Genomic DNA, 15,091 nt, shown 5'->3' on the forward strand with positions numbered 1-15,091 from the left:
CGACGGCCGTGAGTAGCGCAGCCTCGGTGATGGACGCCTATCTGGCTCGGCTCGACACTCGGTTTCCTCAGGTGCTCGAGGTGTTCGACGCCTGCATGAGCGACGCGCTTGGCGCGCTGACGCCCCAAGGCGTCGATGCCTATCTCGAGGCGGCCAGGTCGCTGGGCAAGCTGGGGCGCGGGGCCGAACCGCTGCTGGCGTTTCTCGAAGCCTGGCCCTCCACGGCCCGGAGCGCGGGCGAGGTCATGCTTGCACCCGTCATGGATCTGGTGCGGCGCATGCAGCGGTCGCCCAACGGCCGGGCCATCGCGGCCTTGCTGCAAACGCTGGCGCCAGTGTCGCGGCGACTGCAGGCGCCAGGGCAACTGCAGCACTACCTCGACATCGTGGCGGATCTGATGGAGCGCACCACCGGCTCCATCCACGGCTTCCACAGCACTTACCCCAGCCCCGGACTACCCGACTTTCTCGCTCAGGCGCCAACTCTGCTCGCGCAACTCGACATCGGTGGCCTGCGCAAGTGGGTGGACTACGGTGTGCGTCACTACGCCCGCCACCCCGAGCGGCAGAAAGACTACTTCAGCCTGCAGTCGGCCGATGCGCGCGCCGTGCTGCAGCGCGAGCGCCACGGCACGCTGCTGGTGGACGTGGAGCGCAAGCTCGACCTCTATCTGCATGGGCTCTGGCGCGACGGCGATCTGCTGATTCCCTATTCCACCGCCTTTGACGAACTGCGCAAGCCCGTGCCGTATTACGACCCCCTCGGCATCCGTCTGCCCGATGTGCAGGACGATGCACACGGCGTGTCCGGGCTCGATCGCTACCGCGTCACCCTCGCACACATGGCCGGTCACCGCCGTTGGTCGCAGCCGCAGATCGCCGACAACTGGAGCCCCTTCCAGCGCATGGCCGTCGAGTTTTTCGAGGACTGCCGCATCGACAACCTGGTCATGCGCGAGTATCCCGGCATGCGGCCGCTGTTGCTTGCCCTGCATCCCAGGCCAGCCGAAGGCGCCTGCGATCCAGAGACCTTCTCCTGCCTGCGCCACCGGCTGGCGCTGCTGTCGCGGGCCATGCTCGACACGCAGCATGGCTATCTCGACGCCGACCTCAACGACTTTGTCGTCCGTTTTCGCGCCGCGTTGGCGCGTGGCGCGTCTTCGACCGAAGAGATGGCCGCCCTGGCGCTGGCCTATGTTGCCAAGACCCGCCGCCCCAACGACCAGTTCGCCAAGGTGTATTTCGACGACACCGTGATCGATTACCGCGACGACAACCGGCACCTGTGGCGCTTCATCGAGCAGGGCGACGAAGAGGAGAGTTTCGACACCGAGCGCCACAACGACGTGCAGGCCGAGCCCCAGCGCCTGCCGCCACGCCACTATCCCGAATGGGACTCCACAAGCCATAGCTACCGGCCTGACTGGGTGAGCGTTTACGAGGCGCTTCATCCTTCCGGACAGGCGGTGATGATTGACCGCCTGCTACAAAAACACGCTCCGCTGGCCAAACGGCTGAAGCGCCTGCTCGATCTGCTCAAGCCGCAGGACAAGGTGCGCATCCGCTATCAGGAGGAGGGCAGCGAGCTTGATCTCGACGTGGCCATTCGCTCGCTGATCGACTTCAAGGCCGGGTCAGCGCCCGATCCGCGCATCAACATGAGTCATCGCACCGACGACCGCGACATCGCCGTCACGCTGTTGCTCGACCTTTCCGCCTCGCTCAACGACAAGGCGGCAGGCGGCGAGCAGACCATCCTCGAACTCTCGCAAGAGGCGGTATCGCTGCTGGCCTGGGCCATCGACCAGTTGGGCGACCCGCTGGCCATCGCCGGTTTTCAGTCCAACACCCGCCACGAGGTGCGTTACCTGCACATCAAGGGCTTTGGCGAGCATTGGGACGACACGGTCAAGGCGCGGCTGGCCGCGATGCAGGCCGGTTATTCCACCCGTATGGGTGCGGCCATGCGCCATGCCAGTCATTACCTCGCCGCGCGACGCAGCGACAAAAAACTGCTGCTCATCCTTACCGATGGCGAGCCAGCCGACATCGACGTGCAGGACGAGCGCCACCTCATCGAAGATGCGCGTCAGGCGGTGAAGGAGCTCGACCGCGAGGGCATCTTCACCTACTGTATCAGTCTCGACCCCAAGGCCGATGCCTACGTGTCAGACATCTTCGGTCGCCGCTACACCGTGATCGACAACATCCAGCGCCTGCCCGAGCGCCTGCCTGAAGTGTTCATAGCGCTGACGAAGTAGTGTGTCCCGATCCATGGCCCGTCAGCGCTGCCTGGCGATCCACGCGCCGATCTTCGGCCAGCTTTCATCGAGGGTTCGCTTGCCCATGAACAGCCCGACATGGCCGCCGGGCACCGTCTGGGCTTCGACCTGATCCGCAGGTGTGCCGCAGAGCGTCTTGGCCGCGAACACCTGCTCCGCCGGAGTGATGTCGTCGCTCTCGCCCGCAAGCAGGTAAAGCGGGCAGGTGATGTCTTTGAGCTGCAGCGGGCGTCCGAGCGCCACGAACTCGCCACGGGCAAGCTGATTCTGTTTGAACAAGCGGTCGATCACCTGCAGGTACCAGCGCCCGGGAAGGTCGAGCGGGTTCTCATACCAGCGCTCGAAGGCCTCGGTCTTGCTCAGCCAGACCGGGTCGTCGATGTGTTCGTACAGGTCGATGTGCTCCTGCACGTAGTGCTGCGTAGGGTGCATGTTCTTCCAGCCGGCCAGCATGTATTTGCCCAGCATCAGGCCGTTGCCACTGGCCACCAGATCTTCATAGAAGCTCATCGGGCTTTGCTTGACCATCTTCAGCAGCGGGCCATGACCGGCGTGGGTGTCGATGGGCGAGCCGGCCAGCACTAGGCTGCTGACCTTACTTGGGAAGCGCGCGGCGAGCATCGCCGCCGTCCACCCGCCCTGGCACAGGCCGACCAGGTTGACGCGCCCGCCGAGGTCGTCGACGCAGGCCAGCAGCGATGCCAGGTAATCGTCCACTTCCAGGTCTTTCATGTCCGCCGTGGCACTGTGCCAGTCGGTGAGGAACAAAGGGCCGACGCCTGCGGCCCGCAACGTCTGCATCAGGCTCTGCCCGTCGTGATAGTCGGCGATCATCGAGGTATGCCCGGCATAGGGCGCGATGACCAGCGTCGGCGTGCCCGCAGCCGCTGGTTGCGAGTAGTCGCAAAGATCGAGGGTGCGCAGCTTCAGCCGCTCGCTGTGCGCCGTGGCGAGTCGGGGCTTGAGCCCGCCGTGCAGCCGCAGCTCCTCGTCGAGGAATTTCACGTTGCGTGCAAGCAGATCCAACCCCTGCTCGGTCAGGCTGGCGGCGAGCTGCATGGGCCAGAAAAACGGCACGTTGATATTGGGGGCGACGGGTGCTGTTGGGGCGGTGGACATAAAGCCTCCTTCAGGCAATGGCGAAGTAGCGGAACAGCGGACGCTTGACCAGCACGTCCAGCAACAGGGTGAACACGACCGTGGCGAACAGGATGGTGCCCACGACGAACCAGGGCAGCGCGGCCATCAGCACGCCCAGACCCGCCAAAAGGCAGACGACGACGAGATCGCCAACGCTGGCGGCGGCCATCCATTTCGAAGGCGCGAGCTGCCACAGCGGGCCGTCGCTGCGAAGCAGATAGATGCCGGCCTGATTGCCGAACACGAGAATGAGGAACACCACGGTCTGCAACTGCGCCGGGCCCAGGCCCTGTGCCCGCGCCCAGACATACAGCCCCGCAGCGAACAGCAGGCTCAAGCCCGCCAGCACCATGGACGCGCCCATCAGCTTGCGCACCTGCCAGCGCTGCGGCAGCGCGGCAGGTCGCACACGGTCGGTGGCAATGCTCATGGTGGCGAAATCGTTGGCAAACAGCATCAGCACGATCAGCAAGGGCGAAATGACGAAATGGCCGGTGAGCATCAGACCGAAGGTCAGAAAGATCACGATCTCCAGCGTGCGCAGCACCTTGTTGAGGGTGTAGGTGAGCATGCGCCGGTGCACCTGCCGCCCGGCACGCACCACGGTGAGCACGCCGGAGAGGCCGGGGTCGGTGAGCACCACGCCGGCTGCGGCCTTGGCCACGTCGGTGGCGCTGGCCACGGCGATGCCCAGTTCGGCCTGCCGCAGTGCGGGGGCATCGTTGACGCCATCGCCGGTCATGCCGGTGACATGCCCGGCTTTTTGCAGCGCGGCGACGATGTGGTGTTTGTCTTCCGGCAGCACGCGGGCATACAGGTCGCACTGCGACGGATCGAGCGTCTTCCCGGCGCCGATATGGCACACCCGATCGCCCAGGCCGAGTTGCGCGCCGATGGCGCGGGCGGTTTGCTCCGAGTCGCCGGTGGCCATGCACACGCGCACGCCGAGTTGCGCGATCTGCGCGATCAGATCGGCAGCGTCTTGCCGGGGCGGATCGGACAGGCCGACCACGCCTTGCAGTTGCAGCGCCTCGTCCGTTCCCGCCGCGACGGCGAGCACGCGCGCTCCGCTGCTGGCGAGCTGCTGTTCGGCGGCTTCGAGCGCAGCCTGCTGCGCCGCGTCCAGATGGCATAGCGGGCCGATGACCGTGGCCGCACCCTTGACCGCGCGCCAGGTCTGGCCGTCCACGGTGTAAACCCCTTCGCTGCGCCGCGTGGCGGGGTCGAAGGGGTGGAAAGCGGTGCGCATCGGGGCGTCGTCGAGCAGCTTGCGCTCGCGCGCCGGGGCGAGCAAGGCCAGGTCGAGCGGGTCTTGCGTGGCATCGTCGCTGGCCAGTGCGGCAGCGCGCAGCACGGCATTCTCGTCCGCACCCGGCGCCAGCGCCACGGCGCCCGCGTAGCGCAGGCTGTTCTGCGTGAGCGTGCCGGTCTTGTCGGATACCAACGTGTCCATCGCCGCGGCTTCTTCCACCGCCGGCAGGCGCGTGACCAGCACGCCCCGATGCGCCAGCCACTGGCTGCTCACCGCGGTGGCCAGGGTGTAGGTGGCGGGCAGCGCGACCGGCACCGAGGCCACCAGCAGCATGAGGGCGAACACCGCGGTATCGAGCAGGGGCAGGTGATGCCAAAGCGCAAAACCAATGACCAAGGCCACCAGCACCACGTCGAACAGCACCAGCCGCTTGACGATGGCGAAGATGGTGCGCTGCATATGGCTGGGCGCATTGGAGACCCGCACCAGCTCGGCGGTGTGGCCGAAGTAGGTGTGGGCACCGGTGGCGCTGACTGTGCCGCTGGCCTCGCCCTGGCGCACGATGGCGCCGGTGTAGGCGGGTTTGCCCGAGCCTGCGTCAACAGGCAGCGACTCGCCGGTGAGTGCGGCCTGATCGAGCGACACGGCGCCGTCGAGCAAGACCAGATCGGCCGGCACGATATCGCCCGCCCGGATGTGCACCACATCCCCCGGCACCACCTGTTCGGCGGGAACCTGCTGCCATTGCCCGTCACGCAGCACCCGGGCGTTGACATGCAATTGCCTGCGCAGCAGCGCCAGCGCGTCCTTGGCGCGCTGCTCCTGCACCAGGGCGACCACGGCGTTGAACACCAGCAGCGCCGCGATCACCAGCGCCTCCAGCCCGCGCCCGAGCAGTATCTGCAGCACGATCACGGCTTCGAGCATCCACGGCACCGGCGCCCAGAACTTGGCCAGCAGTTGCCGCCAGACGGGAACCGTTTGCTCGGCGATGGCGTTGGGGCCAAAGCGCGTCAGCCGTGTACGGGCCTCGGCGGCGGAAAGGCCTGTGGCCGTATCGGTCTGCGGCAGGCCGTCGGCCTGCGCGGTGCGCGCAGCCGCTTGAGCATCGGGGGTGGCGGACATGGTCGGCTCGTTGGCCGCGGGTTAGGGTCGGAACGCGCGTGCCGCTTTGTTGATGCCTTCGCTGAGCATGGGATGGGGAAATACCGCATCGGCCAGCGCGGCGGCGGTCGAGCCCTGTTCCAGCGCCAGAGCCAGCGGCGTGATGAGCTGCGCGGCGTCCATCCCAGCGATCTGAGCGCCGAGCAGCCTGCCATCCGCACGGCGGAAAACCAGTTTGATGAAACCTTGCGTCTCGCAGTAGATCTGTGCGCGCGAGTCCTGCGCGTAGTCGTAGCGGGTGACCGTCACCGCACCGGCGCCGAGCGCGGCTTCAGCCTGGGCCGCGGTCTGGCCCACATGCGCCAGCTCCGGCTCGGTGAACACGGTCATGGGCACGGCGCCGAAGTGCATGAGATCCACCGCCTGCCCGCCTGCGGCGATGCAGTGCGCCGCCACCAGGCTCTGGCGCACGGCAGAGTGAAACAGCATGCTGCGGCCGTTGACGTCACCCGGCGCCCAGACCTGCGGGTTGGAGGTGCGCAGGGTTTCATCGACCACCACATGGCCGCTATCGAGCGCCAGCCCCAGATGCTCGACACCCTCGGGCAGCACCGGCACGCGGCCTGTGGCCATGAGCACGGCGTCTGCATGCACACTGCGCTCGCCGCCGTCCTGCTTGTAGCGCACATAAAAACCGTCGCCCTCGCGCGCGATGGAAAGCACCTGGGCCGAGCGTTCGATATGCACACGCTGCGAAAGACTCGCCAGCAGGGAAGCGGCCAACTCGGCGTCGAAACCGGGCAGCAACTGCGGCGCGAACTCCAGCACGGTGCATTCCACGCCCAGCGCCTGCAGCATGGACGCGGTCTCCACACCGATGTAGCCGCCGCCGATGACGACGAGATGGCGCGGCAGCGGCAGATCGGCGCCGAGGCGGAACAGATCGTGCGAGGTCAGCGCCAGATCGGCACCGAGGATGGGTAGGCGCGCCGGTGCCGAGCCGGTGGCGAGCATCAGGTGGCGAAAGCGCACGGTGCGCGACGCGCCGTCGTCGGTGTCGATGCGCGCCTGGTCGAGGGCGACGATGGCCCCACGTCCTTGCACGAACAACACGCCGCTGTCGGCGATCTCCTGCGCGTGCTGGGCATAGCGCGTGTTCTGCACGCGATCCTTGTGCGAGAGCACGGCGGGCCAATCCACCGTGGGCTTGCTGCCGCGCAGGCCGAAGCCCGCGAACTTGTCCGCCAGGCCACGCACCAGCGCCGCCTCGCGCATCGCCTTGGAGGGTACGCAGCCCTCGGCCAGGCAGTCGCCGCCGAGGTTGCCGATGGGATCGACCATCAGCACCGACAACCCGGCCTTGGCGAGAAAAAAGGCGCCGGGATAGCCCGCGCCGCCAGCACCGAGCACGAGCACATCCACCTGCTCGGGAACGCCGGTGAGGGGAGCCTGAAACGAAGCGGTCATAGCGCCTCCATGGGGTGGGTTCAGTCGAGCAGCGCTACGGCCTGCAGCGCCATCACGCCTTCTTCGTCGGTGGGCAGGGCGTAGGCCGGAACCGGGCTGTCGCCGTGGGTGATGCAGGGCTGTCCAGCGGCGTTGGCCAGCGGGTCCAGGCGCAGGCCGAGCCAGGCTAAGGCGTTGCACACCTCTTGCCGCACGCGGGCGCTGTGGGTGCCGATGCCGCCGGTGAACACCAGGGCGTCGAGCCCGCCGATGTCGGCGGCCAGCGCGCCGATGTGATGCACCACGCTGGCGGCGAACAGCGCAATGGCCTCCTCCGCGCGCGGGTCGGTGCTGGCTTCCAGGGTGCGCAGGTCGCCGCTGATACCCGATACGCCCTTGAGCCCGCTGTCGTGGTAGAGCATGTCGGTGACCTGCCGCGCGTCGAGGTGTTCTTCGGTGATCCAGTGCAGCACCAGGCCGGGGTCGATCGCGCCGCTGCGGGTGGACATCATCACCCCGTCGAGCGCGGTGAAGCCCATGGTCGTGGCCACGCTGCGCAACTGCCGCAGGCCGCACAGGCTGGAGCCGCCGCCCAGATGCGCGACGACGACCGCGCCACGCGCACGTTCGCCTAGCAGCGGCGGCAGCTTGTGGGTGAGGGCGTCATAAGACAGGCCATGAAAGCCGTAGCGCTTGAAGCCCTTGTCGTGCCAGGGGCGCGCAATGGCGTAGCGCCGCGACAGGTCGGATTGCGTGGCGTGAAAGGCCGTGTCGAAGCAGGCGATCTGCGGCACCTCGGGCAGCCGGGCGGTGGCGGCGTCCACCCCGGCCAGCCCCGGCCCTTGGTGCAGCGGGGCGAGGCTGCGCAGGGCGTCGAGCGCGCCGCGTACCTCGGGGGTGATGCGATGCGCGCGGGTGAAGCGGGTGCCACCATGCACGATGCGGTGCGCCACCGCGGCAATCGTCCCGAACCCTGCGGGCTTGATGAGGGTGTCGAGCAGGGCATCGACTTCGGCCTGGATGTCGCCGCGCGGCTGTGCCGATGCAGCCTGGTGCCGCTGGCCCTGCGCATCGGTCCAGCGCAGCGTGGCCTGACCGTCGTGATTGTCGATCTCGCCGCGCAGCAGCGCCTCAGGCAAAAGCGGGCCGTGGCACGAGTCAAGCGGGAATAGCGCGAACTTCAGGCTCGCCGACCCGGTGTTGAGGCAGAGCAGGGTGGGGCTGGACATGGTCAGGCCCCCTGGGTGGAGGCGGCAGGCGGCGCGTCGAGCAGGCCGACGGCGCGCATCTGCGCCTGCCGTAGCAGTACGGCCAGCGCGCTGGAGGCAAGGCGCGCTGGCACGCCGTCGGCTCGACTGGTGAGGATGATGGGAACGCGGGTGCCGATGACCAGCCCGGCGATGGTGGCACCGCCGAGGTATTCGAGCTGCTTGGCCAGCATATTGCCCGACTCCAGATCGGGGGTGAGCAGGATGTCGGCGACGCCGGCTACCGGGGAGGTGATGCCCTTGGTCTTGGCCGCCGCTGCCGAGATGGCATTGTCGAAGGCCAGCGGGCCGTCGAGGATGGCGCCGATGATCTGCCCGCGGTCGGCCATTTTGCACAGCGCGGCGGCGTGCAGCGTGGCCTGCATGTTGGCGTTGACCGTTTCTACCGCCGCGAGTATGGCCATGCGCGGGGTGGCGATGCCCAGCGCCTGCGCCAGTTCGATGGCGTTTTGTGCGATGTCGCGCTTGGTGTCGAGATCAGGGTCGATGTTGATCGCGGTGTCGGTGATGAACAGCAGGCGGTCGGCCGCCGGGGCGTCGATGACGAACACATGACTCGCGCGCCTGCCGGTGCGCAGGCCGTTTTGCGCGTCGAACGCGGCGTGCATCAGCTCGTCGGTATGCAGCGCACCTTTCATCAGCGCGCCGACCTTGCCATTGCGGGCGAGTTCCACCGCCAGCGCGGCCGCGGCGTGGCTGTGCTCTGTGGGCATGAGCTGCCAGGGCGACAGGTCGATGCCCGCTTCTTGCGCGGCGGCGCGGATGCGGTTTTCCGGCCCGATCCAGATCGGCTCGATCAGCCCGGCCTGTGCGGCGTCGATGGCACCCTGAATCGACACCGCGTTGACCGGATGCACCACGGCCACCCGCATCGGGCTATGCCCGGCGCAGCCTGCGCGCGCCTGCTCCACCAGTGCACGCAGCCGTGGGCCGTCATCGACCAGGCGCAGTTGCGGCAGTTGGGTGCGGGCGAGGCAGACCTTTTCGGTGGGTGCCTGCACCAGCGCCTCGCCGGAGACGACGGTCTCGCCGCGTTGGTTGACCACCGCGCAGTCGAAGCGGATGCGATGGGTGTCGGCCCATTTCTCGCGCGCCGTGACCGAAACGGTGACGGTGTCGCCCAGCATCACCGGCAGGTGGAAATGCAGCGACTGGTCGACATACACCGTGCCCGGCCCCGGCAGCACCGTGCCGAGCAGGTTGGACAGCAGGGCGCCGCTCCACATGCCGTGGGCGACGACCTGGCGAAACGGCGTGCTTTGGGCGAAATCGGCGTTCACATGCGAGGGGTTGGCATCGCCGGACATCACCGCGAAGGTGGCGATGTCGTTCTGCGTGAGGGTGCGCTGCAGGCTGGCGTGGTCGCCGATGGCGATATCGTCGAAGGTGCGGTTGCAGAGGGTGTCGGTCATGGAGTGGCTCGGCGGAGTCGTCGGTGAGGCCGTCGGCGAAGGTGGGCGGCGGAAGTCGTGACGGGATCAGCGCTGCAGAACATAGTCGCCGGGCGCGTCGGCCAGCGGCGGGTGATCGATGCTGCCGCAAGGCGGCGGGGCGACGCGGTCGCCGCTGCCCTTGCTCTGCAGCCACGCACTCCAGCGCGGCCACCAGGAACCCTCCTCGGCCTGCGCCAGCGCGACCCAGTGGTCGGGATCGACGTAAGGACGGCCGCCCGGATGCACCGCCCAGCGGTAATGCCGGTGCGGGTGACCGGGTTCGCTCACGATGCCGGCGTTGTGCCCGCCGCTGGTGAGCACGAAGGTCACTTCCGAGTCGGCCAGAAGATGGATTTTGTAGACCGACTTCCACGGCGCGACATGGTCGGTCTCGGTGCCGACGACGAACCACGGCGCGGTGACGTTCTCCACTGCGACCGGCTTGCCATCGACCTTGTAATGGCCCTCGGCAAGGGCGTTGCGCAGGTAGAGGCTGCGCAGGTATTCGCTGTGCATGCGGTAAGGCATGCGGGTGGCGTCGGCGTTCCAGGCCATGAGGTCGTTCATCGGCGCGCGCTCGCCCAGCAGGTAGTCGCGCATCATGCGCGACCAGATCAGATCGGAGGAGCGCAGCATCTGGAAGGTGCCGGCCATCTGCGCGGTGTCGAGGAAGCCCTGCGACCACATCAGGTCTTCGAGAAAGCTCACCTGACTCTCGTCGGTGAACAGGGTCAGCTCGCCGGCTTCGGTGAAATCGGTCTGCGCGGCGAACAGGCTCACGCTGGCAAGCCGCTCGTCACCCCGCCCGGCCAGCGCCGCCGCGGCGATGGACAGCAGCGTGCCGCCCAGGCAATAGCCCACGCCATGCACCTTGCGCCCCGGCACGATGGCATTCACCGCTTCGAGCGCGGCCAGCGGCCCCAGGCGCAGGTAGTCGTCCATGCCCAGATCGCGGTCGTCCGCAGTCGGGTTCTTCCACGACACCATGAACACCGTGTGCCCCTGATCGACCAGATACTTCACTAGCGAGTTGTGTGGTGACAGGTCGAGGATGTAGTACTTCATGATCCACGCCGGGGTGATGAGCACCGGCTCGGCATGCACCGTGGGCGTGGTCGGGCTGTATTGAATCAGTTCGATCAGCCGGTTGCGCAGCACCACCCTGCCGCGAGTCGCGGCCACCTCGTGCCCCGGGCGGAATTGCTCCACGCCCTGCGGGGGGCGGTTGTCGAGCAGGCGCTGGGCATCGTCCTGCCAGTTGCGCAGCCCCTGAGCCAGATTGGCCCCGCCGGTGCTCAGGGTGCGCTCCAGCACTTCGGGGTTGGTCCAGAAAAAATTGCCTGGCGACAGCATGTCCATCCACTGCCGGACCATGAAGGCAACCACCTGCTCGTGATGCGGCGACACCCCGCGCACCCCATGCGCCGCAGCGTCGACGAGACGTTCGCGCAGCAGAAACCGCTGGGCGATGAGGTTGAACGGAAACTGCTGCCACTGCGGCGCAGCAAAGCGCCGGTCTGAGGCCGGTGGGGTGACGCAGGCGGGGCAGGGGGTGGCGTCGGTGAGCAGGGCGTGCGCCCCCAGATCGAAGGCATAGCGCAACCACTGGCCCTGCATCTGCGCCGCCAGCACGCCCAGGCTGGCGACCTTGCCGGGCGAAGCCGCCAGGTGCATGCCCCAGTCGGCAAAGGCCAGACCGAGCGCCGCGGGCGATAGCCCCATCGTCGCGCGCGCCAGCAGAGCGTGGATGGCGCGGTCGATCATGTCGCGCTGGGCCTGATCGCGGTCGGGCGGCGCGGCCGACGCCGCCGACGCCTCGACTGGCAGGGGCGGGATGGCGGCGGGCTTGGGCGGCTCGGCCGCTGCAGGCTTGGGCAAGGGCAGGCTAGCTTCGACCTCTTGGGCGGAGCTAGCCGCCGCGGGCCGTTTCAGGGAGCGCGGAGGGCGTGCAGCGGCCGCTGTGCGCCGCGCTCGGGGCTGGATAGTGCTCATCGTCTTTCCCTCGATGGATCAAACCATTGGAATGTGGCACTGCAGCATGGTTCTTGACCGGGGTCAAGCCGGGAAGGTAAGCAAGTGCCGCCAATTGCAACGCGCGCTGTCACGCGCTCCTGGCCGGGCTTCCTGCAAAATAGCACTCTCATTTGAAATAGCGAGTAGCCAGCCATGCGCGTCACAGTCGTTGGAGCAGGATATGTCGGTCTGGTGACCGCAGCGTGTTTTGCCGATGTCGGTAATCAGGTCGTCTGCATCGAGCGCGATCCGGCCCGGCTGTCCGCGCTGCGCGACCGCGCTGAGGTGCCGTTCTACGAGCCGGGCCTGAGCGATCTGGTGCGGCGCAACATCGAGCAGGGCCGTCTGACTCTGAGCCCCAGCATCGCCGAAGGCCTGCCCGGCTCGCAGGTGTGCTTCATCGCCGTGGGCACGCCGTCCCTGCCCAACGGTCAGGCCGACCTGTCGCAGGTGGAAGGCGCGGCCACCGAGATCGGCCGCGCCATGACCGGGCCGCTGGTGGTGGTGCAGAAATCCACCGCGCCCGTGGGCACCATTCCGAAAGTGCGGGCGCTGGTCGAGGCCGAACTCACCGCACGCGGTGCGAGCCACCGGCTGGGCGTGGTGAGCAACCCGGAATTTCTCAAGGAAGGCTCGGCCATCGAAGACTTCACCCGCGGCGACCGCATCGTGCTCGGCAGCGACGACCCGCAGGCCATCGCCACCATGCGCGAGCTGTACCGGCCGTTCAACCGCAATCACGAAAAAATCATGGTGATGGACGCCGCCAGCGCCGAACTCACCAAGTACGCCGCCAATGCCATGCTGGCCACGCGCATCTCATTTATGAACGAGCTGGCGCGCATTGCCGAGGCCGTCGGTGCCGACATCGAGCAAATCCGCAAGGGCATCGGCGTCGATCACCGCATCGGCAGCCACTTTCTGTATGCGGGCGCAGGCTACGGCGGCTCGTGCTTTCCCAAGGACGTGAAGGCGCTGGCGCACACCGCGCGCGAACTCGGCTTGCAGGCCGAGCTGGTGGAAGCCGTGGATGCGGTCAACCAGCGGCAGAAGCTGCGGCTCTTCGAGAAGATCGGCGACCACTACCAGGGCGCGCTGGCCGGCAAGACCTTCGCCATCTGGGGGCTGGCGTTCAAGCCCAACACCGACGACATGCGCGACGCCCCCAGCCTCGACCTCATCACCGCGCTGTTGCAGGTCGGCGCCAAGGTGCGCGCCTGGGACCCGGTGGCCGTGGACATGGCCCGTCGGCTGCTGCCCGAGCATCCCGCGCTGACCTTCGCCGCCGACATGCGCGCCACCCTCGACGGCGCCGATGCCCTGGCCGTCATCACCGAATGGCACGCCTTCCGCTCCCCCGATTTCACCGCTCTGGCCGCCACCCTGCACGACTGCGTGGTGTTCGACGGCCGCAATATCTGGGACCCGGAGTTTGTACGCGCGTCGGGATTGCGCTATTACGGGATTGGGCGAGGCTGAATCTTTTGGATCATGGAAGTCGAGTGTCGCCATCAAGTACGTTTATGTGGCGACGGTCTGCCTCCAAAGTCGGGGGAAAGTCCAACTCAAATAGCAAACGATGCTACCGAGCTAGACCTGACCCCCAAAGCACGCCCTGACCCCAAAGAGGACCCCCGCAGTACGGAGTGACAAGTAGGGTTGCCGGGTTTCACGGTTTTTTATCAGACTCTGAAAATCAAGGAGGCGCAAGCAAGTCTATGATTCATCACATTTTTCGGGCAGCCGACACAGCCAGAATATCCCGCACGGGTCATATTATTTCGCAGAATTTGCGGTATGCATTACGTTCGGCGTCATAAGTGCCTACCGTGAGCGATAACGTCATCTCCTACATCGAAATGTGCCGCCGCGAAGGTGCGAGCCTTCAACAGGGCATGAACTTTGGTCTTGGGGGCAACCACTCCGTCATTCTGATGTCGGTTTGACCAAATGCTCCGTACCGAGATCGCCTAGAGGATTCAGGTACTACGCTTATCTACGAGGGGCACGACATGCCGAAGGGCGCATCGTGTCCAAATCCGAAGGTCGTAGATCAACCGCTTTCCTATCCGTCCGGCAGCCCAACGCAGAACGGAAAATTTCACGCTGCGGCCCAAGCATCAAAGGCCGGTGGCCGCCTACCTGAGCGAGTCCGCGTGTACGAGAAGATCAAACCAGGCATTTGGTCTTACAACGGCGTATTCCACCTCGTCGATTCCTGGCTTGAGAAAGATGAGTTTCGCGTCGTGTGCAAGTTCAAACTGGTTGCGGTTGAAGGTGAGGAAGACTTTGCGCAGCCCCCGCGCGTGAATGCTGAGCGCCGAAGACTTATTCCTACGGCCGTAAAGCTCGAAGTATGGAAACGAGATGGCGGCAAGTGCTCTCTCTGCGGCTCAAGTGACGAACTGCACTTCGACCATATTCTCCCGTTCGCGAAGGGCGGCACGTCTTTGACCGCGGCAAACGTTCAGTTGCTTTGCGCTCGCCACAACCTTGCAAAGAGCGACCGCATTGAATGAGATGACGCCGAACCCTTCGGTCAACCGGACCTTGTGCATAAAGCCGCGCAAGGCCGGTTACCTCTAGCAAAACAAACGGGGTCACAGAACAAATGGGGTCAGGTCTAGCTCCGTAGCAGGCGACGCCGCCGAGTTTGACCCATCCCCATAACTGAAGTCAGCGGCTTCCTGTCAGGCGATCGGCACGATTTCCTTTCCATAGGGAAAGAAGGCCAGGCCGGCCAGTTTGATGTGTTGCAGGGCGAAGGGGATGCCGATGATGGTGATGGCGCATAGCACCGCCGACACCAGATGGCCCAGGGCCAGCCACCAGCCGAACAGGATCGCCCAGATCAGATTGCCCAGGGCGCTGATGCCGCCGCCTAGCGTTCCCGCCGGTTTGTCGGCCACCTTGCGGCCGAAGGGCCAGAAGCTGAAGGTGCCGATGCGAAACGCGGCAATCGCCCAGGGGATGCCGATGATGGTGATGGCGCAGACCAGCGCGGTGAACCACCAGGCCAGGCCCATGACGAAGCCGCCGAGCACGAACCACAGGATGTTGCCGATCAGTCGCATGAAGGTCCCCATGTGATGAAACAGGTGCATTCTGCTTGAAGCGCGCCGTTGGCCCACGGTTTGCAATGACAGGGGCAGA

Annotated in this window: 10 protein-coding genes; 3 read left to right on the forward strand and 7 right to left on the reverse strand. The window is 66.4% G+C overall.

Features of this window, described 5'->3' with window-relative positions:
* The first annotated feature begins 8 nt into the window (after window positions 1–8).
* Window positions 9–2,261, forward strand: a complete 2,253-nt coding sequence (locus ASC45_RS07035) for a nitric oxide reductase activation protein NorD (protein ID WP_245609981.1) — start codon at window positions 9–11, stop codon at window positions 2,259–2,261.
* A gap of 21 nt (window positions 2,262–2,282) precedes the next feature.
* On the opposite strand, the gene ASC45_RS07040 is transcribed toward ASC45_RS07035, so the two are convergent.
* The 6 genes from ASC45_RS07040 to ASC45_RS07065 all read right to left on the reverse strand — a co-directional run bounded on the left by ASC45_RS07040 (window position 2,283) and on the right by ASC45_RS07065 (window position 11,689).
* Complete coding sequence (locus ASC45_RS07040) at window positions 2,283–3,401, reverse strand: alpha/beta fold hydrolase (protein ID WP_055450331.1); 1,119 nt, start codon at window positions 3,399–3,401, stop codon at window positions 2,283–2,285.
* Between the two features lie 10 nt (window positions 3,402–3,411).
* Entirely contained in the window at window positions 3,412–5,799 is a 2,388-nt protein-coding gene (locus ASC45_RS07045; protein ID WP_055450332.1) for a plasma-membrane proton-efflux P-type ATPase, read from the reverse strand.
* A gap of 21 nt (window positions 5,800–5,820) precedes the next feature.
* Window positions 5,821–7,245: a dihydrolipoyl dehydrogenase gene (locus ASC45_RS07050; protein WP_055450333.1), complete on the reverse strand. Its 1,425-nt coding sequence runs from the start codon at window positions 7,243–7,245 to the stop codon at window positions 5,821–5,823.
* Window positions 7,246–7,265: 20 nt separating this feature from the next.
* Window positions 7,266–8,453 carry an acetate/propionate family kinase gene (locus ASC45_RS07055; protein ID WP_055450334.1) on the reverse strand — a complete coding sequence of 396 codons (1,188 nt, stop codon included), beginning with the start codon at window positions 8,451–8,453 and terminating at the stop codon, window positions 7,266–7,268.
* Between the two features lie 2 nt (window positions 8,454–8,455).
* Window positions 8,456–9,904, reverse strand: a complete 1,449-nt coding sequence (locus tag ASC45_RS07060; protein ID WP_055450335.1) for a bifunctional enoyl-CoA hydratase/phosphate acetyltransferase — start codon at window positions 9,902–9,904, stop codon at window positions 8,456–8,458.
* Between the two features lie 66 nt (window positions 9,905–9,970).
* A complete protein-coding gene (locus ASC45_RS07065; protein WP_082454307.1) occupies window positions 9,971–11,689 on the reverse strand; it encodes a PHA/PHB synthase family protein in 1,719 nt (572 codons plus the stop codon).
* A gap of 402 nt (window positions 11,690–12,091) precedes the next feature.
* Here ASC45_RS07065 and ASC45_RS07070 point away from each other — a divergent pair, with 402 nt between their 5' ends.
* Both ASC45_RS07070 and ASC45_RS07075 read left to right on the forward strand, forming a co-directional pair.
* On the forward strand, window positions 12,092–13,417 hold the full coding sequence (locus ASC45_RS07070; protein ID WP_055450336.1) for a UDP-glucose dehydrogenase family protein: 1,326 nt from the start codon (window positions 12,092–12,094) through the stop codon (window positions 13,415–13,417).
* Window positions 13,418–13,950: 533 nt separating this feature from the next.
* The gene (locus tag ASC45_RS07075) at window positions 13,951–14,457 is read left to right on the forward strand and encodes an HNH endonuclease (RefSeq protein WP_211263354.1); all 507 of its coding nucleotides are present in this window, start codon (window positions 13,951–13,953) and stop codon (window positions 14,455–14,457) included.
* Window positions 14,458–14,628: 171 nt separating this feature from the next.
* On the opposite strand, the gene ASC45_RS07080 is transcribed toward ASC45_RS07075, so the two are convergent.
* A complete protein-coding gene (locus tag ASC45_RS07080; protein ID WP_055450412.1) occupies window positions 14,629–15,012 on the reverse strand; it encodes a YccF domain-containing protein in 384 nt (127 codons plus the stop codon).
* Between the last annotated feature and the right edge of the window lie 79 nt (window positions 15,013–15,091).

Origin of the sequence: Thiomonas bhubaneswarensis (assembly GCF_001418255.1) — a bacterium.
Taxonomy (GTDB): domain Bacteria; phylum Pseudomonadota; class Gammaproteobacteria; order Burkholderiales; family Burkholderiaceae_C; genus Thiomonas; species Thiomonas bhubaneswarensis.

Bases quoted from the DNA above. Each gene is read 5' to 3' on its own strand.
- ASC45_RS07040 (WP_055450331.1), bottom strand. From the start codon at position 3,401: ATGTCCACCGCCCCAACAGCACCCGTCGCCCCCAATATCAACGTGCCG.
- ASC45_RS07045 (WP_055450332.1), bottom strand. From the start codon at position 5,799: ATGTCCGCCACCCCCGATGCTCAAGCGGCTGCGCGCACCGCGCAGGCC.
- ASC45_RS07050 (WP_055450333.1), bottom strand. From the start codon at position 7,245: ATGACCGCTTCGTTTCAGGCTCCCCTCACCGGCGTTCCCGAGCAGGTG.
- ASC45_RS07055 (WP_055450334.1), bottom strand. From the start codon at position 8,453: ATGTCCAGCCCCACCCTGCTCTGCCTCAACACCGGGTCGGCGAGCCTG.
- ASC45_RS07060 (WP_055450335.1), bottom strand. From the start codon at position 9,904: ATGACCGACACCCTCTGCAACCGCACCTTCGACGATATCGCCATCGGC.
- ASC45_RS07065 (WP_082454307.1), bottom strand. From the start codon at position 11,689: ATGATCGACCGCGCCATCCACGCTCTGCTGGCGCGCGCGACGATGGGG.
- ASC45_RS07070 (WP_055450336.1), top strand. From the start codon at position 12,092: ATGCGCGTCACAGTCGTTGGAGCAGGATATGTCGGTCTGGTGACCGCA.
- ASC45_RS07075 (WP_211263354.1), top strand. From the start codon at position 13,951: ATGCCGAAGGGCGCATCGTGTCCAAATCCGAAGGTCGTAGATCAACCG.
- ASC45_RS07080 (WP_055450412.1), bottom strand. From the start codon at position 15,012: ATGCGACTGATCGGCAACATCCTGTGGTTCGTGCTCGGCGGCTTCGTC.